The sequence below is a fragment of the Sphingomonas sp. RS6 genome (assembly GCF_054489705.1).
The window spans coordinates 676,455-697,987 of the sequence record NZ_JBTMWM010000001.1 but is presented as its reverse complement, the minus strand read 5'-3'; the positions used below and the strand labels follow the sequence as shown (position 1 = coordinate 697,987).

21 protein-coding genes are annotated in these 21,533 nt (G+C 67.0%); 13 read left to right on the top strand and 8 right to left on the bottom strand.

Annotated elements, in window-relative coordinates; translation table 11 throughout:
- The first annotated feature begins 12 nt into the window (after nt 1–12).
- From ribD to ACX40Y_RS03295, 5 genes are read left to right on the top strand one after another with little or no spacing between them, the layout of a single operon-like run.
- Nucleotides 13–960 (top strand): bifunctional diaminohydroxyphosphoribosylaminopyrimidine deaminase/5-amino-6-(5-phosphoribosylamino)uracil reductase RibD, encoded by a 948-nt coding sequence (gene ribD / locus ACX40Y_RS03315; RefSeq protein ID WP_459118390.1) that lies wholly within the window; start codon nt 13–15, stop codon nt 958–960.
- Complete coding sequence (locus ACX40Y_RS03310) at nt 960–1,568, top strand: riboflavin synthase (protein ID WP_459118106.1); 609 nt, start codon at nt 960–962, stop codon at nt 1,566–1,568. Before ribD ends, ACX40Y_RS03310 begins: the two co-directional genes overlap by 1 nt.
- Nucleotides 1,555–2,691, top strand: a complete 1,137-nt coding sequence (ribB, locus tag ACX40Y_RS03305; RefSeq protein ID WP_459118105.1) for a 3,4-dihydroxy-2-butanone-4-phosphate synthase — start codon at nt 1,555–1,557, stop codon at nt 2,689–2,691. Before ACX40Y_RS03310 ends, ribB begins: the two co-directional genes overlap by 14 nt.
- Nucleotides 2,691–3,110, top strand: a complete 420-nt coding sequence (gene ribH, locus ACX40Y_RS03300; protein ID WP_459118104.1) for a 6,7-dimethyl-8-ribityllumazine synthase — start codon at nt 2,691–2,693, stop codon at nt 3,108–3,110. Before ribB ends, ribH begins: the two co-directional genes overlap by 1 nt.
- Before the next feature lie 10 nt (nt 3,111–3,120).
- Nucleotides 3,121–3,576, top strand: a complete 456-nt coding sequence (locus ACX40Y_RS03295; protein ID WP_459118103.1) for a hypothetical protein — start codon at nt 3,121–3,123, stop codon at nt 3,574–3,576.
- On the opposite strand, the gene ACX40Y_RS03290 is transcribed toward ACX40Y_RS03295, so the two are convergent.
- Nucleotides 3,564–4,679, bottom strand: a complete 1,116-nt coding sequence (locus ACX40Y_RS03290; protein WP_459118102.1) for an alkene reductase — start codon at nt 4,677–4,679, stop codon at nt 3,564–3,566. The genes ACX40Y_RS03295 and ACX40Y_RS03290 overlap by 13 nt on opposite strands.
- Nucleotides 4,680–4,733: 54 nt before the next feature.
- Here ACX40Y_RS03290 and ACX40Y_RS03285 point away from each other — a divergent pair, with 54 nt between their 5' ends.
- From ACX40Y_RS03285 to feoB, 4 genes are all read left to right on the top strand, one after another.
- The gene (locus tag ACX40Y_RS03285) at nt 4,734–5,672 is read left to right on the top strand and encodes a DMT family transporter (RefSeq protein ID WP_459118101.1); all 939 of its coding nucleotides are present in this window, start codon (nt 4,734–4,736) and stop codon (nt 5,670–5,672) included.
- Between the two features lie 50 nt (nt 5,673–5,722).
- Complete coding sequence (locus ACX40Y_RS03280; RefSeq protein WP_459118100.1) at nt 5,723–6,382, top strand: COQ9 family protein; 660 nt, start codon at nt 5,723–5,725, stop codon at nt 6,380–6,382.
- 72 nt (nt 6,383–6,454) lie between these two features.
- Entirely contained in the window at nt 6,455–6,733 is a 279-nt protein-coding gene (locus ACX40Y_RS03275; RefSeq protein WP_459118099.1) for a FeoA family protein, read from the top strand.
- Nucleotides 6,730–8,586 carry a ferrous iron transporter B gene (feoB, locus tag ACX40Y_RS03270; protein WP_459118098.1) on the top strand — a complete coding sequence of 619 codons (1,857 nt, stop codon included), beginning with the start codon at nt 6,730–6,732 and terminating at the stop codon, nt 8,584–8,586. Before ACX40Y_RS03275 ends, feoB begins: the two co-directional genes overlap by 4 nt.
- A 4-nt stretch (nt 8,587–8,590) precedes the next feature.
- On the opposite strand, the gene ACX40Y_RS03265 is transcribed toward feoB, so the two are convergent.
- Nucleotides 8,591–8,779 carry a DUF4169 family protein gene (locus ACX40Y_RS03265; RefSeq protein ID WP_459118097.1) on the bottom strand — a complete coding sequence of 63 codons (189 nt, stop codon included), beginning with the start codon at nt 8,777–8,779 and terminating at the stop codon, nt 8,591–8,593.
- Nucleotides 8,780–8,836: 57 nt separating this feature from the next.
- Between ACX40Y_RS03265 and ssb the strand changes: the two genes are divergently transcribed.
- Complete coding sequence (ssb, locus tag ACX40Y_RS03260; protein ID WP_459118096.1) at nt 8,837–9,391, top strand: single-stranded DNA-binding protein; 555 nt, start codon at nt 8,837–8,839, stop codon at nt 9,389–9,391.
- A 27-nt stretch (nt 9,392–9,418) separates the two neighbouring features.
- Here ssb and ACX40Y_RS03255 read toward each other — a convergent pair whose 3' ends face one another.
- The 3 genes from ACX40Y_RS03255 to ACX40Y_RS03245 are packed head-to-tail and all read right to left on the bottom strand — an operon-like array spanning nt 9,419 to nt 14,252.
- The gene (locus ACX40Y_RS03255; protein ID WP_459118095.1) at nt 9,419–9,967 is read right to left on the bottom strand and encodes a chemotaxis protein CheB; all 549 of its coding nucleotides are present in this window, start codon (nt 9,965–9,967) and stop codon (nt 9,419–9,421) included.
- A 5-nt stretch (nt 9,968–9,972) separates the two neighbouring features.
- Nucleotides 9,973–10,812, bottom strand: coding sequence for a CheR family methyltransferase (locus ACX40Y_RS03250; RefSeq protein WP_459118094.1), 840 nt, complete (start codon nt 10,810–10,812; stop codon nt 9,973–9,975).
- The gene (locus ACX40Y_RS03245) at nt 10,809–14,252 is read right to left on the bottom strand and encodes a response regulator (RefSeq protein WP_459118093.1); all 3,444 of its coding nucleotides are present in this window, start codon (nt 14,250–14,252) and stop codon (nt 10,809–10,811) included. Before ACX40Y_RS03245 ends, ACX40Y_RS03250 begins: the two co-directional genes overlap by 4 nt.
- A gap of 261 nt (nt 14,253–14,513) precedes the next feature.
- On the opposite strand from ACX40Y_RS03245, the gene ACX40Y_RS03240 reads away from it, so the two are divergent.
- The 3 genes from ACX40Y_RS03240 to ACX40Y_RS03230 all read left to right on the top strand — a co-directional run bounded on the left by ACX40Y_RS03240 (nt 14,514) and on the right by ACX40Y_RS03230 (nt 18,913).
- Nucleotides 14,514–17,270 (top strand): TonB-dependent receptor, encoded by a 2,757-nt coding sequence (locus tag ACX40Y_RS03240; protein ID WP_459118092.1) that lies wholly within the window; start codon nt 14,514–14,516, stop codon nt 17,268–17,270.
- Entirely contained in the window at nt 17,270–18,349 is a 1,080-nt protein-coding gene (locus tag ACX40Y_RS03235) for a phytase (RefSeq protein ID WP_459118091.1), read from the top strand. Before ACX40Y_RS03240 ends, ACX40Y_RS03235 begins: the two co-directional genes overlap by 1 nt.
- Nucleotides 18,350–18,427: 78 nt before the next feature.
- Nucleotides 18,428–18,913 (top strand): hypothetical protein, encoded by a 486-nt coding sequence (locus tag ACX40Y_RS03230; protein WP_459118090.1) that lies wholly within the window; start codon nt 18,428–18,430, stop codon nt 18,911–18,913.
- On the opposite strand, the gene ACX40Y_RS03225 is transcribed toward ACX40Y_RS03230, so the two are convergent.
- Genes ACX40Y_RS03225 through metX form a run of 3 tightly spaced genes read right to left on the bottom strand, consistent with a single transcriptional unit; the run spans nt 18,910 to nt 21,523 of the window.
- Nucleotides 18,910–19,773 (bottom strand): pirin family protein, encoded by an 864-nt coding sequence (locus ACX40Y_RS03225; protein WP_459118089.1) that lies wholly within the window; start codon nt 19,771–19,773, stop codon nt 18,910–18,912. The genes ACX40Y_RS03230 and ACX40Y_RS03225 overlap by 4 nt on opposite strands.
- Complete coding sequence (metW, locus tag ACX40Y_RS03220; RefSeq protein WP_459118088.1) at nt 19,770–20,405, bottom strand: methionine biosynthesis protein MetW; 636 nt, start codon at nt 20,403–20,405, stop codon at nt 19,770–19,772. The genes ACX40Y_RS03225 and metW overlap by 4 nt, the downstream gene beginning before the upstream one ends.
- A complete protein-coding gene (metX, locus tag ACX40Y_RS03215) occupies nt 20,402–21,523 on the bottom strand; it encodes a homoserine O-acetyltransferase MetX (protein ID WP_459118087.1) in 1,122 nt (373 codons plus the stop codon). Before metX ends, metW begins: the two co-directional genes overlap by 4 nt.
- Nucleotides 21,524–21,533: the final 10 nt, after the last annotated feature.

The following is a 21,533-nucleotide window of genomic DNA, read 5'->3' as shown; positions in this document are numbered from 1 at the left end:
GACGCGCGGTGGATGGACGCGGCGCTGGCGCTGGCCGGGCGCGGGCGGGGCCGCACGGCGCCGAATCCCAATGTCGGATGCGTGATCGTTCGCGACGGCATCGTCGTCGGGCGCGGCTGGACCCAACCTGGGGGGCGGCCGCATGCCGAGGCCATGGCGTTGGCGCAGGCGGGCGAGGCCGCGCGGGGGGCGACCGTCTATGTCACGCTGGAGCCGTGCGCGCATGTCTCGCCGCGCGGACCGGCCTGTGTCGATCTGCTGATTGCGGCCGGCGTCGGCGCAGTGGTGGTGGCGATGCGCGATCCCGATCCGCGCACCGACGGTAAGGGGCTCGCCCGGCTGGCCGAAGCGGGCATCGCCGTTCGCACGGGCACCGGCGAGTCGGCTGCGCGGCGCGGCATCGCCGGGTTCCTCACCCGATTGCGGCAGGGGCGGCCGCACGTCACGCTCAAGCTCGCCACCTCGCTCGACGGGCGGATCGCGCTTGCGTCGGGCGAGAGCAAGTGGATCACCGGTCCGGAAGCGCGGGCGCATGCCCATCTTGAACGAGCACGCCATGACGCCATCCTGGTCGGGCACGGCACGTTTCTGGCGGATTCGCCGCGACTCGATGTGCGGCTGGCGGGGCTTGGCGATCGCTCGCCGCAGCGCATTCTGCTGTCGGCGACCGGCCCGACGCCGCCAGACTGGGAGCGGATCGCCGATCCCGGCGACATTCGGCGGCTGCGCGGCATCGACCACCTGATGATCGAGGGCGGGGCGCGAACCGCGACGACATTCCTGCGCGCCGGGCTGGTCGACCGGCTGCTGCTCTATCGTGCGCCGCTGCTGATCGGCGGGGGGCGGCCGGCGATCGACTCGTTCGGGCTGGCCGCACTGGCCGACGCACATGGGCATTGGCAGCTGCGCGATTCGCGTATGCTTGGCAGCGACCGGATGGAGGTCTACGAGCGCGGTTGATGTTCACGGGAATCGTAAGCGATATCGGCACGATCGAAACGGTGGCGAAGCAGGGCGACCTGCGCGTGCGCGTGACGACGTGCTATGAGACAGGCGAGATCGATCTGGGCGCATCGGTCGCCTGTTCGGGCGTGTGCCTGACGGTGGTCGACAAGGGGGCTGGCTGGCTCGATTTCGACGTCTCGGGCGAAACCGTGTCGCGCACCGCCGAGGGGCAATGGACCGCCGGACGCCGGCTCAACCTTGAACGCGCGCTGCGGCTCGGCGACGAACTGGGCGGCCATATCGTCACCGGCCATGTCGATGGGATCGGCCGGGTCAAATCGGTCGAAGCGGTCGAAGGCTCGCACCATGTCGTGATTGCGGCGGGGCCGGAACTCGCGCCCTATGTCGCGCCCAAGGGTTCGATCACTGTCGACGGCGTGTCGCTGACCGTCAATGCGGTGAGCGACACGCCCGAGGGCGTCGAATTCCATCTCAACATCATCCCGCACACCGCCCAGGTCACGACCTTTGCCACGCTGGCGACTGGCCAGGCGGTCAATCTGGAGATCGACGTGCTCGCGCGCTATCTCCAGCGCATGGAGGCATTGCGTGCCAAAGGCTGAACTCGCGCATCTGAAGCATGGCTTCCTCTCCTCGCCCGAGGAACTGATCGACGAGGCCCGCAACGGTCGCATGTTCATCCTGGTCGATGACGAGGATCGCGAAAATGAAGGCGATCTGGTCATCCCGGCGCAGATGGCGACGCCCGACGCGATCAACTTCATGGCGAAATATGGTCGCGGGCTGATCTGCCTGGCGATGGCCAAGGCGCGTGTCGATCAGCTGGGGCTCGAACTGATGAGCCGTGCCAACGGCACGCGGCACGAAACCGCCTTCACCGTCTCGATCGAGGCCAAGGAAGGCGTGACCACCGGCATCTCCGCCGCCGATCGCGCGCGCACCATCTCGGTCGCGATTGATGCGTCGAAGGGGCGCGACGACATTGTTACGCCGGGCCATGTCTTCCCGCTGGTCGCCCGCGACGGCGGCGTGCTGGTCCGCGCCGGTCATACCGAGGCGGCGGTCGACGTCGCCCGGCTGGCGGGCCTGAACCCCGCGGGCGTGATCTGCGAGATCATGAAGGACGACGGGACGATGGCGCGGCTCGACGATCTTGTCGGCTTCGCGCAGCTCCACAACCTCAAGATCGGTACGATCCGCGACCTGATCGCCTATCGCCGCCGCTATGACCATCTGGTAGAGCAGCGCGCCGAGGCGAGTTTCACCAGCCCGTGGGGCGGCGATTGGCGGGTGCTCACCTTCTGGAACAAGGCCACCGGCACCGAGCAGATCGCGCTGGTGAAGGGCCGGATCGATCCCGACAAGCCGACGCTGGTCCGCATGCACTCGCTTTCGCCGTTCAGCGATCTGTTCGGCGAAGGCGGCCCGCGCGGCGGGCTGCTCCGGCGCTCGATGGAGATCATCGGGGCCGAGGGATCAGGCGTGATCGTGGTGATCAACAAGCCGCGCCCGGACCATTTCACGCTCGCGCTTCAGGCACGCAGCGGCACCATCGAGCCCAAGGACATGGATGAGCTGCGCGACTATGGCGTCGGCGCGACGATCCTCACTGAGCTCGGCGTGCAGGACATGATCCTGCTCACCAACACCCATCACACGCTGATCGGGCTTGACGGCTATGGCCTGTCGATCGTCGGCGAGCGTGCCATCGATCCGGAGCAGTAATGGCCAATATCCTCATTGTCGAAGCGCGCTTCTACGAACATCTGAACGACATGCTGATCGCCGGCGCCAAGGCCGTGATCGAGGCAGCCGGTCACAAGGCCGAGGTGATCACCGTGCCGGGTGCGCTGGAGATCCCGGGCGCGGTGGCGCTGGCGGCGGACAGCGGGCGCTATGACGCCTTCGTCGCGATCGGCGTGGTGATCCGCGGCGAGACCTATCATTTCGAGATCGTCGCGGGTGAAAGCGCGCGTGGGCTGATGGCGCTGTCGATGGACGGTGTCGCGATCGGCAACGGCATCCTGACGGTGGAGAATGAGGCGCAAGCGCTGGTCCGCGCGAACCCTGCGCAGAAGGACAAGGGCGGCGAGGCCGCCAAGGCTGCGCTGGCGATGCTGGCGCTCAAGGCCAAGTTCGGCTGAGATCATGGACATGCCGCCCTCCCGCTATCGCGTCGAGGAGCGGGGCAGGCGGCTGATCGTGATAGACCGCGCGAGCGGGCGCGAGGTTTCGGGCCGCGATCCAGTGCCACCGGCCGCGCCGGGCGAGGGCGGCCCGCTTCGTCGGGAACCGCCAGCCGAAGTGCTGGCGCGACGCTGGCGGCTCGGCCCGCCGCGGCGATCCGCGACGCCCGATCATTTCGTCACGCGCGGATGGTTTGATGACAAGGCTCCGCGCGCAATCCGGCTGAATCGGCGCAACCACGCGCAGTTCGACCTATTCCGCATCGGTGGCGCGATCGTCATTGCGATCACGGTCGCGCTCAGTTTTCTGTTCTGGCCCCTTTTTCTGATCCTGATGATCGGCCTGCTGGCGCCGCAAAATGCGCGTTCGCAACTTCGCAGCGCCTTTACGCGCTGGCTCGACCAACTCGATCAGGCCGGTTGAAGCCCGGCCCGATCGACCGTCGGATAATCGGTATAGCCTTCGGCGCCGCCGATATAGAAAAGCGCCTCGCGCTGCGGGTTGAGCGGTAGACCGTCGCGTAGACGTCGCGGTAGATCGGGGTTAGCTAGGAAAGTTCGGCCGAAGGCAATCGCATCGGACTCGCCTGCATCGAGTGCGGCCTGGGCGCTGGCCGCATCATAGTCCGAGTTGAGCGCGAGCACGCCGCGATAGACCTTGCGCATCAACGGATGGATCGGCGGCTGGTCGGGCTCGCCGCGCGTGCCGCCCGGCCGGGGCTCGCGCATTTCGAGAAACGCCACGCCGATATCGTCGAGCGCGGCCGCCGCGGCTTCGAACAGCGGCGCCGGGTTGCTGTCGTTGACGCCCTGCACCTCGCCATTGGGCGAGAGGCGCACGCCGGTGCGATCGGCACCGATCGTGTCGACCACCCGCTGGCTCACTTCGCGCAGAAGACGAATGCGGTTCTCGATCGAGCCGCCATAGGCGTCGTCGCGGAAGTTCGTATTGTCGCGCAGGAATTGGTCGATCAGATAGCCATTGGCGGCATGGACCTGCACCCCGTCGAACCCGGCGCGGATCGCATTGTGCGCGGCGCGGGCATAATCGTCGAGAATGCCCGGAATCTCCTCGGCGCGCAGCGGCCGCGCCTGGGTATATGGCCGCTTGATCTCGCCCGACTGCTCGGCAGGATAGGTGCGTACGCTGCCCGGCGCGGTCGTGGCCGACGACGAAACCGGGGCTTCGCCCCCCAGAAAGTCCGAATGGACCAGCCGCCCCATATGCCAGAGCTGCGACACGATCCGGCCGCCTGCTTCGTGCACCGCAGCGGTGATCGGCTGCCACGCCTCGACCTGCTCGTCGCTCCAGATGCCGGGGGCATAGGCCCAGCCGAGCCCTTGCTGGCTGATACCGGTCGCTTCGGAAATGATCAGTCCGGCACCGGCGCGCTGGCGATAATAGTCGACCATGATTGGCGTCGGCACATGGCCGCGCGTGGCGCGTCCGCGGGTGAGCGGCGCCATCCAGACGCGGTTGGGGGCGCGGATCGCGCCGATTTCGATCGGATCGAACAGACTGGGCATCGATGTTCCATTCAGAGCTTGTGACTCGGCCGAGATAGGGCGCTAGAGGGCGGCATGCACCGAGCCGCCCCGACAAGAAAAACTAGCCCCGCCGCAAGCCCCGTCGCACGCCATGTCGCGCTGGCACTCGCCGCGGCGCTGATCGCCAATGTCGCACTGGCGACGGGGCCGATGTTCGTCCGCATGGCCGATGTCGGGCCGGTGGCGGCGGCGTTCTGGCGGCTCACAATGGCCACGCCGGTGCTGTTCGCCGCATCGGTGGCGATGGCACAGCGCCCGATCGAAGCGTCGCGCGGCCGCTGGGGGTTGCTGGCGATGGCCGGGCTGGTGTTCGCCGCTGATCTGGCGAGCTGGCACATCGGCATCGTGCGGACGACGCTGGCCAATTCGACGCTGTTCGGCAATTCGGCGTCGCTGCTGTTCCCGATCTATGGCTTCCTCGTCGCGCGAGCATGGCCGACGCGGACGCAAGGGGCGGCGCTGCTTCTCGCGGCGCTGGGCGGTGCGCTGCTGCTCGGGCGATCGGCCGAGCTGTCGTCGCGCAACCTGGTGGGCGATCTGTTCTGCCTGCTCGCGGGCGTCTGTTACGCCGGCTACTTCATCCTGATGTCGCGCGTTCGCATGACGCTGGCGCCGGTGCCGGCGCTGGCCATGTCGTCGCTGGCGACGGCGCCGCCGCTGCTCCTGCTGGCACTGGCCCTGGGTGAGACGGTGACGCCGCATCTGTGGTGGCCGCTGATCGCGCTCGCCGTCGTCAGCCAGCTGATCGGGCAGGGGTGCATGATCTACGCGCTTGGCCATCTCTCGCCGCTGGCGATCGGCATTGCGTTGCTGGTGCAACCGGCGGTGGCGGCGGCGCTCGGCTGGATCATCTTCGACGAGCGGCTGGCCACGGCCGACCTGATCGGTGCAGTGCTGGTGGCAGCGGCGCTGGTGCTGGTGCGGCAGGGGGCGGCGCCGCGGGTACGGCCAAAGGGGCAGGCAGAGGGCTGAGCGGCGGCGCCGTGGTTGCCCGCGCGCCGCATCGCGTCTAGATCAAGCCCATGGACAATCTGGCCGACGCAACCCTTGACGAACTACGCGCCGCGCTCGCGCCGACGCTCGCCGCCAATGCGGCGTTCGACGGCTGGAATCGACGCGCGCTGGAGGCGACGGCCGATGGGATGGGCGTCGACCGTGACGTAGCGGCTCTTGCCCTCCACGGCGGGCCGATCGCGATGATCGACGCCTGGTTTGCGCATATCGATGATGCGATGCTCGCCGATCTGTCGCCCGAGACGCTGGCGGCCATGAAGATTCGCGCGCGGATCACCGCGCTGGTGGAGGCGCGGCTGGCGCTGCTCGCCCCCTATCGCGATGCGCTGCGCCGTGCGCTGGCGATCCTGGCGATGCCGCAAAACGCGGCGCGCGCGGCGAGGCTGGGGTGGCGCGCGGCCGACGCGATGTGGCGCGCGGCGGGCGACACCGCCACCGACTATAACCATTACACCAAGCGCATGACGCTGGCCGGCGTCTATGCCGCGACAATCGCGGTGTTCGTTCAGGACGAGAGTGAGGACTGGGCGGACACCCGCGCCTTCCTCGCGCGCCGGATCGAGGACATCATGCGGTTCGAAAAGGCCAAGGCCGGATTTCTTGGCCGTACATCGAACCGGCCGAGCCTGTCGCGCTTCATCGGCCGGCTGCGCTACCCGGCGATCTGACCCCGACGCAATCCGCCCGGCGCGACGATCGGTACTAGCATCTTGCGCGGGCAATTGATAATCACTCGCAGCATGAACGCCACCGCTGCGATTCGCGTACCCATCCGCCTCGCCGAACTGCGCCGCAACGCGCCCGGAACCATTGCCGATGTCGACTGGGATCGGCTTGCCGAACCCGAGGCGCGACGGCTGCGTGAACTCGGCCTCGACGAGGGCGTGGAGGTTGAACTTCTCCAGCGATCGGGGCTGCTGGGCGGGCCGATCGCCTGCCGGATCGGCCGCATGACGGTGGCGCTGCGCCGTCACGTCGCCGCCGCGATCCATGTGATTCCGCTGGCCGACAAAGAATGAACGCCGCACCGCTGGTCGCGCTGGTCGGCAATCCCAATGCCGGCAAGAGCGCGCTATTCAACGCACTGACCGGGGCACGGCAAAAGGTCGGCAACTATCCGGGCGTCACGGTGGAGCGCCACGCCGGCCGCATGGCGCTGCCCGACGGTCGTCCGATCGAACTGATCGATCTGCCCGGCGCCTATAGTCTTGAGCCGTCGAGCCCCGATGAACAGGTGACGCGCGACGTGCTGCTCGGGCGCCAGGCGGGCGAGCGATTGCCCGACATGATCCTGACGGTGGTCGACGCCTCGAATCTCGACAATCACCTTCGCTTCACGCTCCAGCTGATTGCATTGGGCCTGCCGATCGTCGTCGCGCTCAACATGGTCGATCTTGCCGAGCGCGACGGGCTGACGCTCGATCCGGCGGCGCTCGAGCGCGAACTGGGTGTGCCGGTCGTTGCGACGGTTGCGGTGCGACGGCGCGGACTTGATGCGCTTCGCGAACGGCTGGCCGAAGTGGCGAAGGGCCCGCACACGCTGCGCCCGGGCAGCGGCGTCGAGCAGGACATCGTCGTGCTCCAGCGCCGCGCCCGCCAGATTGCGGCGGCGGTGACGGTTTCCGAGACCGCCGCGCGGCGCTGGACGCACCGGCTGGATGCGATTGCGCTCCACCCGGTGTCCGGTCCGATCCTGCTGCTGGCGACGATGTTCCTGATGTTCCAGGCGGTGTTCGCCTGGTCCGAGGCGCCGATCGCGTTGATCGAGGACGGCATGGGCTGGCTCGGCGGCGCGGTGGGCGACGCGCTGCCGCAGGGCGTGCTCCGATCGCTGATCGTCGACGGCGTTATTGCCGGCGTGGGTGCCGTCGTGGTGTTCCTGCCGCAGATCCTGATCCTGTTCGCATTCATCCTGGTGCTCGAGGCATCGGGCTATATGGTCCGCGCGGCGTTCCTGATGGACCGGGTGATGGCGAGTGTCGGCCTTTCGGGCCGCGCGTTCATCCCGCTGCTCTCCAGCTTTGCCTGCGCGGTGCCGGGGATCATGGCGACGCGTACCATTTCCGACGAGAAGGACCGGCTGACGACGATCCTGATCGCGCCGCTGATGACCTGCTCGGCGCGCCTGCCGGTCTATACGATCATCATCGGCGCGCTGATCCCTGACCGCGCGGTGGGGCCTGGCGTGGGATTGCAGGGGCTGGTGCTGTTCTGTCTTTACATCCTGGGCATCGTCGGTGCGTTCGGCGCGGCGCTGGTGCTGCGACGAACGGTGACCAAGGGGGCAACCTCCGGCTTCATGATGGAAATGCCCAAATATCAGTGGCCTCGCGTGCGCGACGTGCTGATCGGGCTGTGGCAGCGCGCGGCGATCTTCCTCAAGCGTGCGGGCACGATCATCCTCTATACCACCGTCGTGCTCTGGGCGCTGCTTAGCTTTCCGACGCCGCCGGCGGGCAGCGGGATTTCCAAGGTCGATTATTCGATCGCCGGGCGGATCGGCCACGGACTGGAAAAGGTGGTTGCCCCGATCGGCTTCAACCGCGACATGGCGCTGGCGCTGATCCCGGCGATGGCCGCGCGCGAGGTGGCGGTGGCGGCGATCGGCACCGTCTATGCCGTCGACAATCCCGACGATGCGGCAGGCGAGGCATCGATCCGCGACCAGTTGCAGGCGCACTGGACGCTGCCGAGTGCGCTCGCCTTCCTGATGTGGTTCGTGTTCGCCCCCCAGTGCATCTCGACGATCGCGGTGACTCGGCGCGAAACCAATGGCTGGAAATGGCCGGCGTTCATGGTCGGCTATCTGTTCGCGCTCGCCTATGTCGCGGCCGGGCTGACCTATTGGAGCGCGATGGGGCTGGGGCTTTAGGGGCTCAATCGGTTCCAGGCGGATCGCGGCGGGCATCGTCGATCGTCCGGGCCGCGCGCTCGCGTTCGGCCTCGTCGCGGGCCTTCTCGGCGCGGGTGCGGCCAAAGCGAACGCGGTTCGCCTCGGCCTCAGCCTTGGCGGACGCTTTCGCTCTCGCTTTTCGCGCTTTGTTCAGGTTAATGATCTCAGCCATCGGATCAATCTAGCGCCGCGCGCCGCGCGCGCTCAATCGCAATATCGGAGTTTTTGCATGGCGGGCAGCGTCAACAAGGTCATTCTCGTCGGCAATCTCGGGCGCGACCCCGAGTCGCGTTCGTTCCAGAACGGCGGCAAGGTGGTCGAACTGCGCATCGCGACGTCGGAAAGCTGGAAGGATCGCAGCACCGGCGAAAAGCGCGAAAAGACCGAATGGCACACGGTGAAGATCTTCTCCGACGGCCTCGCCAACGTGGCCGAGCGCTATCTGCGCAAGGGCAGCAAGGTCTATATCGAGGGCCAGCTCCAGACCCGCAAATGGCAGGATCAGAGCGGCGCCGATCGCTACTCGACCGAGATCGTTCTGCAGGGCTTCAATGCGCAGATGGTGCTGCTCGACGGCCAGGGCGGCGGTCAGGGTGCCGGCGGTGGCCGTGTCAGCAGCGGCGGTGACGACTGGGGCGCCGATGATTCGTTCGGCGGCGGTGCGCCCGCATCGCGCGGCGGCGGCAACTTCAACGGCGGCGGCCAGCGCAGCGGCGGTGCCGCCGCGACGGGCGGCTTCGGCGGTGGCTTCCCCGACGATCTGGACGACGACGTCCCGTTCTGAGCCTGTCGGCTCGCCGCTTGCGGCGGTTCAGGCCAGGCGGCGGAGGTGCGGGGCGATCGCCTCCAGCGGCAGGCGCAGCGCATCGGGGCATGCCGCCAGCCCGGCGGCGGGCATCGTCGGCACTTGCGCGGTCTCGGGGTCTTCGACGATCGGGGTGCCGCCCGTACGCGCGACGGCGGCCAGCCCCGCTGCGCCGTCCGGGTTCGCGCCGGTCAGCAGCACCGCGGTCAGCTGGCTGCGCAGCGCATCTGCCGCGCTCTCGAACAGCAGGTCGATCGACGGGCGGCTGTGGTTGATCGGATCGTCGGCGGACAGCGCCATGCTGCCATCGCGTTCGACGAGCAGGTGATAATTGGCCGGCGCGAAATAGATGCTTCCGGGTTCCGGCCGCTGCTTGTCCTCGGCCTCGCACACGCGCATTGCGCAATGCTGTGCAAAGAGTGGGGCCAGCATGTGATCATGGTCGGGTGGCACATGCACCACGATCAGGATGGCGCCGGGAAAATTCGCCGGCAACGCGGGCAGCAGCGTCAGCAGCGCCTGGATCGCCCCCGCCGACCCCCCGATGACCACCATGCCGTTCACCGGTCGCCCCGCTGGTAGATTTTCTCCTCGCGCACGAAATCGGCGAAGTTGGCGGCGTGGTCGGAGAAGCGCAGGCTTTCCTTGCGACCAAGGCCGAGAAAGCCACGCCGGACGAGCGATGCATCGAACAGCCCGACCGCGCGATCCTGCAAGCCGCGATCGAAATAGATGAGCACGTTTCGACAGGACACCAGATGCACCTCCGCGAACACCGAATCGGTGGCGAGGCTGTGATCGGAAAAAACGACGTTGGCGCGCAGGCTGCTGTCGAAGATCGCGCGGTCGTAATCGGCGGTGTAGTAATCGGAGAGCGAGGTGCGGGCACCCGATTTCTGATGATTTTCAGTAAACTTGCGGATCTGGTCGAGCGGATAGACGCCGGCCTCGGCGGCGCGCAGTGCCTTGGGATTGATGTCGGTCGCGTAGAAGATCGTGCGATGCTCGAGTCCCTCTTCGCGAAGCAGGATCGCCAACGAATACAGCTCCTCGCCGTTGCTGCACCCCGCCACCCAGATCTTGAGCGAGGGATAGGTGCGCAGATGCGGCACCACCTTTTCACGCAGCGCCCGGAAATAGCTGGGATCGCGGAACATCTCGCTCACCTGGACGGTGAGGTAGTTGAGCAGCCGCGGCAGCATCTCCGGATCGCGCAGCAGCTGTTCCTGGATTGCCGAGAAGCTGCCCATCCCCAGGCGGGTCCGCGCCTGGATCAGCCGCCGCTTGATCGACGCGCGGGCATAATGGCGGAAATCATAGTGATAGCGACGAAACAGCGCTTCGAGCAGCAGCTCGATTTCGATGTCGTCGATATCGGGTTCGAGGTCGGCGTCGTTCATCGCGGCATCCATACCCGCACGAGCGAGAGCAGTTTGTCGACATCGATCGGCTTGGCCATATAGTCGTTCGCGCCGGCTTCGATGCAGCGTTCCTGATCGTCGGGCATCGCCTTGGCGGTGAGCATGATGATCGGCAGTTTGGCCCAGGCCGGATCGGCACGGATCGCCCGGGTGGCGGCGAGGCCGTCCATCACCGGCATCATCACGTCCATCAGCGCGAGATCGATCCGCCGGGCCGGCTCTCCCGCCGCATGGGCGAGCGCGTCGAGGGCCTCCTGCCCGTTGCGGGCGATCTGGACGATCACGCCGCGCGGCTCGAGCACGCTGGTCAGCGAATAGACGTTGCGGACATCATCCTCGACGATCAGCACGCGCCGCCCTTCCAGCACCGCGTCGCGGCGGCGGGCGTTCTGGATCATCGCCTGCTGCTCGCTCGGCAGCTCGGCAACGACCTGATGGAGGAACAGCGAGACCTCGTCGAGCAGCCGTTCGGGCGACTTGGCGCCCTTGATGATGATCGAGCTGGAGTAACGGCGCAGCTTCTGCTCGTCGTCGGCGCTCAGATCATGGCCCGTATAGACGATCACCGGCGGGAAGCCCTGGGCGCCATCCTCCTGGCTGAGCGTCTCGAGCAGCGAATAGCCCGAGGCATCGGGCAGCGACAGATCGAGGACCATGCAATCGAACGTCTGCTCGCGCAGCTTTTCGAGACATTCGACGGCGGTGCCCACCCCCACGGTCTCAACATCGTCGGTCTGGAGCAGCCGGGCGACGGCGTCGCGCTGGACGGGGTCGTCCTCGACGATCAGCACGCGGCGAACCCGGCTCGCGGTGCGGGCCTGCAGATCCTCCAGCACCTCGGCCAGCAGCTCGCGCTTGATCGGCTTGATGTGATAGCCGACCGCCCCGAGCGACAAGGCGGTCTGGCTCTGATCGGCGGCGGAAATCACGTGGATCGGGATGTGCCGGGTGGCGTCTTCCTGCTTGAGCTGGTCGAGCACGATCAGCCCCGACTGATCGGGCAGGCCGAGATCGAGCACGACGGCGGCGGGGCGATAGGTGCGCGCCAGATGCAGCGCTTCGTCCGCCGTGCCGGCAATCAGGCACTGGAAGCCGAGTGCGCGGGACAGATCGCAGACGATCGACGCGAACACGGGATCGTCCTCGATCACCAGCAGCTGGCGGGCGCCGGGGGTCAGTGCGCCGCGGTCATCCTCCAGCATCCAGCCGTCCGGCGCGGCGACCCGGCGGGGCCGGGCCGGCGCCGGTGCTTCGGCAGGGGCCGGGGCGGGCGCTGCTGCGGATGCACGCGGCGCCGGCCGCGGCGCAATCGCTGCGGGATCATAGGCGCTTGGCAGCGTGAGCGTGAAGCTGCTGCCTTCGCCCGGGCGGCTGTCGAGCGAGATGGTGCCGCCGAGCAGCCGCGCCAGCTCGCGCGAGATCGACAGGCCGAGGCCGGTGCCGCCATAGCGCCGGTTGATCGTGCCGTCGGCCTGATGAAACGCCTCGAAGATCTGGCGCTGCTGCTCCGCCGGGATGCCGATGCCGGTATCCCGCACGATGAAGGCGACGCGGTGATCGTCGGCGGCGGCGATTTCGAGGCTGACCGAACCGCGATCGGTGAATTTGAGGGCGTTCGACAGCAGGTTCTTGAGGATCTGCTCGAGCCGCAGGCGATCGGTTTCCAGCCCGCGCGGCGCCGCATCGTCGAGCGTGACGGCGAAATCGAGCGAGCGCTGCACCGCAACCGGCTCGAAAAGCTGGCGCAGATCGCTGCACAGCCGCGCGAGCCCGACGGGTTCGGGCTTGATGTCGACATGGCCCGCCTCGATCTTCGACAAATCGAGAATATCGTTGATCAGCGTAAGCAGGTCGTTGCCGGAGGACTCGATCGTGCGTGCGAACTTCACCTGCTCGGCATCGAGCGTACCGCTGGCGTTGTCGCCAAGGAGCTTCGCAAGGATCAGCAGCGAGTTGAGCGGCGTGCGCAGCTCGTGGCTCATATTGGCGAGGAAGTCGCTCTTGTAGCGGCTGGCCTGTTCGAGTTCCTGTGCCTTGGCGGCGAGCGCGGCGCTGCCGCGCGCCAGCTCGTCGCGCTGATCCTCCAGCACCTGCGCCTGCTCTTCGAGCTGGCTGTTGGTCTGTTCGAGCTCCACCTGCTGCTGTTCGAGCATCGCCTGCGATTCGCGCAGCGCCCGCGCCTGTTCCTCCAGTTCCTCGTTATTGACCTGGAGCTCCTCGCTCTGCGTCTGCAGTTCGGTGGCTTGGCGCTGGGTTTCCTCCAGCGCGTCCTGAAGCCGCGCGCGGAACCGGGCCGATCGCAGCGCGGTCCCGATCACCGGCGCCGCGCGGTCGAGCAATTCCAGCATCAACGGATCGGTCGGTGCGAAGAAGCCGAGTTCGAGGACCGCGTTGACATTGTCGTCGACCCGCGCCGGTGCGATCAGCAGGTGGCGCGGCTTGGCATGGCCGAACGCGGAGCCGAGCTGGAGATAATGGTCGGGCACGTCGTCGAGCACGATCGGCGTGCCTTCGGATGCGACCCGGCCGAGCAGGCCTTCGCGAACGCCGAACGCGGCAGGCACGTCCGCGTCGGCGGGCACGCCGAGCATCGCGGCGCGGCGGAACAGCCCGGCCTCACCCTTGAACAGTGCACCCGCCTGGAACCCGAGCTTGCCGGCGAGATAACCGAGCACCGCTTCACCGATCTCTTCGACCGAGCGTTCGCCGCGAACGGCCGCCGAGATGCCAAGCAGCCCGTCGTTCAGCCATTCTTCGCGCGTGCGCGCCGCGAGATTGCGGCGGATCAGGAGGAAGATGAGCAGCGTCAGCACCGCGCCGATCAGGCTGGAGACGAATGCACCCGCGACCGCCGTTCGCGACGCGGTCGCCATGTCGTCGAGCCGCTGCTGGCGAAGACGGCTTTCCTCGCGCGCCATCGTCGCGAGCTGGGCGCGGATCGCGTCCATGCTGTTCTTGCCGCGATCGGTGGCGACGATCGCCAGCGCCGCTTCCAGGCCGCGGCTGCGGCGCAGTTCGATGGTCTCGCGTAGCTCGGCGAGCTTGGCGTCGACCTGCCGGTTCAGCTGGTCCACGCTCGATTGCTGCACGGGATTGTCGGCCGTCAGCGTGCGCAGCTCGCCAAGACGCGCCGGCAACGCCGCGACCGCGCTTTCATAGGGGGCGAGGTAGCGGGGCGCACCGGTGAGCAGATAGCCGCGCTGGCCGGTCTCCGCGTCCTGCACGGTCGACAGCAATTCATCGAGCGCGATCAGCACGGTGTGGCTGTGGCGGATCGCGGCGTCGCTTTCGCGAAGCTCGCGGACATTGTGATAGGCGAGCATGCCGCTGGCCAGAAAGAAGACGAGGCCCAGGAACAGGCCAAGCGTCATCCAGGCGCCACGGCCGCCGGCTTCACGCAAAATATTCCGACGTTTCATCAACTTCATCCTGATCGGGCACCTGCAAGGCCGCTTATCGCATGCGGGCGACAGGGCAAGCGCCGATCCGCTTCGCTCCAGTTCCGGGGACGGCGCTTTGTTCCATACGCAGATGCCCGAATCGCCGGGCCGAACGATCGCATTTGCATGCCGCAGAAGCGCAACCGCAGTGCCACAAATTCTTCATCAACATGCAATTGCCCCGTCACGCATGCACCCTAGGGGGGCGGACGACGACGTACCGAACGGGGGTTCTCCATCATGAAGACTTCGACGCGCCTCCTCGCGGGGCTGCTTTGCACGACCGCATTTGCAGGCGCCGCCCATGCCAGCGACATCGCCGGCAATGTCCATGATGCCACCGAGACGCGCGCGTTGCAGTCCGCCAGCGTCACGATCGAGGAACTGGGCCGCACGCTCGTCACCGATCGGGAAGGGCGCTTCATTTTCGCCGATGTGCCTGCCGGCACCTACACGCTGGTCGCAAGCTATGTCGGCGCGGAAACGCAGCGCCAGACCGTCACCGTCGGTGAGACTGGCGTAGTCAGCATCGACTTCGCGCTCGCCGCCACGGGCGGTAACGAACAGATCCTCGTCGTCGGTCAGGCCGCCAGCCAGGCCAGCGCGCTGTCGCGCGAGCGTGGCGCCGACGGCGTCGTCAGCGCGCTCACCCGCGACGCTATCGGTCAGTTCCCCGACCAGAACGTCGCCGAATCGCTGCGCCGCCTGCCCGGCGTCAACATCCTCAACGATCAAGGCGAGGGCCGCTTCGTCTCGGTCCGCGGCCTCGATCCCGAACTCAATTCGAGCTCGCTGAACGGCGTGCGCCTGCCCGCGCCCGAATCGGACGTCCGTTCGGTCGCGCTCGACGTGGTCAGCTCGGACACGATCGAATCGATCGAGGTCAAGAAGTCCTTTACCCCCGACATGGACGGCGATTTCATCGGCGCCTCGGTTGAGATCAACACGGTGAGCGCGTTCGATCGCAAGAAGCCCTTCTATGCCGCGCATGTCGAGGGCAGCTGGAACGACTATTCGGGCGTGGTGACGCCGAAGGGCGGGGTCGATTTCTCGACGCGCCTGACCGATAATTTCGGCGTGGCCGGATCGGCCAGCTATTATCGCCGCAAGTTCGAGACCGACAATGTCGAAAGCGACTTCTGGAAGCTGGACGGCAATGACAACGCCTATACCGACAGCCTGGAATATCGCGATTACGACGTGACGCGCACCCGCATCAACGGCTCGCTCTCGTTCGACTGGCGGGCGTCGCCGAGCACCAAGGCGTTTCTGCGCGGCACCTGGGCGCAGTTCGACGACCAGGAATATCGCCGGCGCACCACGTTCGTGCTGGGCGATCCAAGCGAGAGCAGCGCCGATGGCGCGACGTTCGACGATGCCGACGAGCGGATCGAGATTCGCCGCGACCTGAAGGACCGGTTCGAGCGCCAGCGCATCCGCACGGTCTCCATCGGTTCGGACACCGATACGGGCACCTGGAAGTTCAACTGGGTGGCGAGCTATGCCAAGTCGAGCGAGAAGGAGGATTTCTCGATCGACCCGACCCGGTTCCGCGCGCGGTTCGCGGACAAGGGCGTCGCGCTCGATTTCGATTATTCCAACCCCTATTACCCCACCTATAGCGTGACGAGCGGGGCGTCGCTGGTCGCCGATCCCGAACAATATTCGTTCAACCGCACCGAACTCACCACCAATTCGGACAGCCAGGACGAGGAATGGGCGCTCAAAGCCGATCTGGCGCGCACCTTTGCCGGCAGCACCGGCGACCTGACCGTCCAGGCCGGCGTGAAGAGCCGCTGGCGTGACAAGCGCTACAATTTCGACTTCATCTATTACGGCGATTATGACGGCGACTATACGCTCGCCGATGTGCTGGGCAGCCAGACCTATCGCCTGCTCGACATGGGACCGGTGAGTTCCAAGACCGGCCCGGCCGATTTCTATCTGGCGAACAAGGACGGGTTCGAGGTCGACGAGTATGAAACCGCCCTGGGATCGGCAACCAACGACTATTCGGTGAAGGAAGACATACTCGCCGGCTATGGTCTTGTGCGATGGGACAGCACCAAGCTGCGCGTGATCGCGGGCGTGCGCATGGAACACACGCACAATGATCTGAACGGCAATCTCGTCACCGATAGCGGCGATGCGGTCTCCGTCGAGCCGGTGCGCTACACGCGAAACTATACCGACTGGCTGCCGAGCCTGACGATCCGCTATGCGCCGGAAAGCGACATCGTCGCCCGCGCGGCCTTTTCGCGGACGATCGTGCGGCCGAAGCTGTCGCAGCTGGCGCCGCGCTATACCGTGAACGAGGATAATGAGGCGGAGTTCGGCAATCCCGATCTCAAGCCCTATCGCGCCTGGAACCTCGACGCCGGGATCGCCTGGTATATGTCGAGCAACGGATCGCTCTCGATCGACGGCTTCTACAAGTCAGTCGATGATTATACCGTGAGCGCGATCTTTGCCGATTATACCGTCGACGGCGTGCTCTATGACCAGGTCACCATCCCGGTGAACGGCGACAAGGCGACGATTGCCGGGTTCGAGGCGAGCTTCAACCAGGCCTATACGATGCTGCCGGCGCCGTTCGACGGCCTGCTGACCCAGTTCAACTACACTTACACCGACGCCAAGGGTAAGCTGTTCGACGGGCGTGAGATTTCGCTGCCCGCTTCGGCCAAGAACACGTTCAACGCGGTGCTCGGCTATCAGAAGGGCCGGATCGAACTGCGTGCCGCGGGCACCTATCGCGACAAATATCTCGACGAGATCGGCGATGCCGCGGACACCGACCGGTTCGTCCAGCAACATTTCCAGCTCGACCTTTCGGCCAAGTTCAAGGTCAACAATTCGATCCGCCTCACCGCCGACTGGGTGAACGTCAACAACGCGCGCTATTTCGCCTATCAGAACTTCGCCGGCGCACGCCGCCTGCTTCAGTTCGAACAATATGGTTCGACGGTGAAGTTCGGCGCGCGGGTGACGTTCTGATGCGCGCGTCCGTCACCGCCGCAGCGCTGATGCTGGCGCTTCAGGGCTGCGCGGCACCGGGCGGCGCGGGGCCGGGGAACGCGGGGAGGGCGGCGGTGATGCTGCCCGCCGTCGACGTTTACGCCACGGGCGAGACGGCGCCGGTGGGTACCGGCAATGCCGATGCCGCCGACGATCCCGCGATCTGGCGCAACCCGGCCGATCCCGCGGCAAGCTTGATCCTGGGGACCGACAAGAAGGCCGGGCTGTATGTCTATGGCCTGGACGGGGTGGTGCGCGATTTCGCGCCGGCCGGGGCACTCAACAATGTCGATCTGCGCGACGTGACGCGTGCCGATGGCGGGTCCATGATCCTGGTGGGCGCGAGCGACCGGACCGACAGGGCAAAGCCGCGTATCGCGCTGTTCGTGCTCGACGGCCGCATGGGCAAGCTGACGCCGCTGGGCTCGGATCTGTTCCTGCCGGCCAGCCACGCGCCGGCCGAAGCCTATGGCTTTTGCATGGGCGCCGCCCGCAGCCCCGGCGAGCTTGCCCGCGCCTTCGTGATCATGAAGGACGGCGAAGTGGCCGAGGCCCGGCTGGTGGAACAGGGCGGGGCGATCCGCCCGGTCTATCTCCGCTCGATGAAGCTGGGCACCCAGTCCGAAGGCTGTGTCGTCGACGATGCGACCGGCATGCTCTATGTCGCGGAGGAAGACGTCGCGATCTGGCGCTTCGCGCTCGACGATGCACAGCCCGCTGCCGAACGGTTCGCATCGGTTGGCGCGAAGGACGGGCTGGTCGACGATATCGAGGGACTGGCGGTCGCCGGCGACATGCTGGTCGCTTCCAGCCAGGGCGACAATGCCTATGCGGTGTTCGACAAGGCGAGCGGCGCGCTGCGTGGCCGGTTCCGCATCGCCGACGGCGCGATCGGCGGAACCAGCGATACCGACGGGATCGAGCTGATGCTCGGCGATTTCGGGCCGCGCTTCCCCAGGGGCCTGTTCGTCGCGCAGGATGGCAACAACGCGCCCCGTGCCCAGAACTTCAAGCTGGTCGGGTGGGACGCGATCGAGTCGGCGCTCGCGGCGCAGTGAGGCTGAGCGGAAACGGCGGATGACGGCGTGGCGAAGCTTCGATACGCTGGGACTTTGCGTTTCCAGGAGTTTCGCGCCTTGGCATCAGGCCCCCGCTTTTCGTTCCCGGCCGCACGGTTTCGTCGCGCCTGGATCCTGACCTCGGGGCTGGCGCTGCTCGCCGCCTGTGGCTCGCGCGAACCGCAAACCACCGGCGAGGTTGGCGAGAATGTCGCCGCCGCGGCGGCGGAGGGCGTGCCGGCGAACGTCGCGGCGGCGATCGATTGCGGCAATCGGCCCGACTTCGTGCCGGTCTATCGCGACGCCGAGATCACGACATGCGTCGCCGGCCCGGACGGCCTCGGCCGCCATGTCAGCGGGACGATCGTCTATTTGACCGATGCCGCCCCCGATGAGGTGCTCGGCTGGTCGCGCGCGCAATCGGACGCGTCGGGCCTCCGCTTTCGCAGCGCGAGCGAGAGCCGCTATTCGGCGGGCGAGGAGCGCCGGCGCAGCCTGATGGTGGTGGTCGAACCGGTTGGCGGCCGCACCCGCGTCACCGTCAACTGGGGCAAGCCGGCCTAGCCCGAGACGATTTCGGCGACGCCGAACCGCCCGGCCTGATAATCGGCATAGGCCTGACGGATCTCGTCGACCGAGTTCATCACGAACGGGCCATGCGCGACCACGGGCTCCGCGATGGGCGCAGCATGGCCGAACAGGATCAGCGCGGACTGGTCGGCGGCGATGGTGAGCGTGTCACCGGCCGAAAGCCTTGCCAGATGCCATTGCGGCAGCGGGCGGCCGTCCACCGCAACCTCGCCGCGCACGGCGTAGAGGAACAGGTCACGCCCGGCGAGGCCGTCGAAGCTGAGCGTGGCGCCGGCCGCCAGTTCGGCCCAGCAAAGAAACACGCCGGTCAGCGATTCGATCGGGCCGGTCCGGCCGTCGAACGCGCCCGAGACGAGGTGCACCGTCGCGCCGTCGCCTGCCGAAACGCCGGGAAAAGCATCGTCCTGCAGCCCGACATAACGCGGCGGCGTCATCTTGAATCGGCCGGGCAGGTTCACCCAGAGTTGAAGGATTTCCATCGGGCCGCCGTCGCGCTTGAACTCGGCAGGTGAAACCTCGGCATGGATCAAGCCGCTGCCTGCGGTCATCCACTGCACGCCGCCGGCACGGATAATGCTTTCATGCCCAGCCGAATCGGTGTGCGCGAGCGAGCCTTCGAGGATGAACGTCACCGTCTCGAAGCCGCGATGCGGGTGCGGGCCGAAGGGCAGGCCGCGATTGTTCGGTGCGTAGGTCTGCGGCCCGTGATGGTTGAGGAACAGGAAGGCGCCGATCTGGTCGAGCCCCGGCCCCGGCACCGGGCGACGGGTGACGAGATCGCCGATATCGTCGCGGTACGCGGCGTGCGTGGCGAGCAGGGTGACAGCAGTCATCGATCGTGCCTCAACAGGAAGACGGCGTGTTCGGCGAGCAGATTGGCCATGCCGGAGCCGGTCTGCTGGTCTCCCGAGAGGAACCAGGCGCCTTCGATTCCGATCCCGCGTTCCTTCACCAGCGCGCGGAAATCGTCGATCGTGACGTGGTGGATGTTGGGGGTGGCATACCAGGCGATCGGCAGCAGCCGGGTGACGGGCATGCGGCCGCCGAACAGCAACGAGGCGCGCACCCGCCAATGCGCGAAATTGGGGAAGGAAACGAAGGCGCGGCGGCCGATCCGCAGCAGCTGCTCCAGCACCCAGTCGGGCCGCATCGTCGTTTGCAGCGTCTGGCTGAGGATAGCGTAGTCAAAGCTGTCGTCGGGATAGTCGGCAAGGTCGCTATCGGCGTCGCCCTGGATCACCGACAGGCCGCGCCCAACCGCTGCCGCGACGTTGGTGGGCTCCAGCTCCAGCCCGCGCGCGGCGCAGCCGCGATGGTCGCGCAGCGCTGCCATCAACGCGCCGTCGCCGCACCCGACATCGAGTACACGCGCACCCTGATCGACATGAGCCGCGATCATCGCCAGGTCGGGACGCAGGGCGGAGAGCCACGACGGGGTCATGCTCGAATAGTCCGTACGCTTCATACGTCCCCCGCCGCAAGGAAGCCGCCGATCACGCGGTCCAGCTCGGGGCTTTCCAGCAGGAAGGCGTCGTGGCCGAAGGGCGAGCTCAGTTCGACGAAGCTGGCCGGCGCGCCGGCGGCGTTGAGCGCATGGGCGATGCTGCGCGATTCTGCGGTGGGATAAAGCCAGTCGGTGTCGAAACTCACGACGCAGAACCGCGCCTGCGATTGCCGGAAGGCGTTGGCGAGCAGGCCGCCATGCTCCTCGGCAAGGTCGAAGTAATCCAGGGCGCGTGTGATGTAGAGATAGGAGTTGGCGTCGAACCGGTCGACAAAGGCAAGGCCCTGGTGGCGCAGATAGCTTTCCACCTGGAAATCGGCGTCGAAGCCGAAGGTCTTGGTTTCACGACCTTGCAGCTTGCGGCCGAACTTGGCGGTGAGGCCTGCTTCGGAAAGATAGGTGATGTGCGCCGCCATCCGCGCGACGGCGAGGCCCGCGGCGGGCGGGTCCTGTGCCTCGTAATAGGCACCGCCGCGCCACTTGGGGTCGGCCATGATCGCCTGGCGGCCGACTTCGTGGAAGGCGATGTTCTGCGCCGAGTGCCGCGCGGCCGACGCGATCACCACGGCGGCGCGGACGCGCTCGGGGAAGCTGGCCGCCCAGCTGAGCGCCTGCATGCCACCCATCGATCCGCCGACCACCGCGAACAGGCGGTCGATGCCGAGATGGTCGAGCAGCATCGCCTGCGCGCGCACCATGTCGCGGATGGTGATGACCGGGAAGTGCATGGCCCAGGGCCGGCCGGTCGCGGGGTTGATCGTCGCGGGCCCGGAGGAGCCTAGGCAGCTGCCGAGCACGTTCGAGCAGATCACGAACCAGCGGTTCGTATCGATCGGCTTGCCGGGGCCTACCATCCGCGCCCACCAGCCCGGCTTGCCGGTGACGGGATGCTCGGAGGCGAGGTGCTGGTCGCCGGTCAGCGCATGGCAGACGAGGATGGCGTTGCTCGCTTGCGGGTTCAGCGCGCCATAGGTCTCGTAGGCGATGTCGACCGGCGAGAACAGCACGCCGCCGTCGAGGCGCAGCGGCCCCGGCAGCGTTACCGAGCGGCGAAGGCCGAAACGCGGATCATCGGACATATCCGGCGGT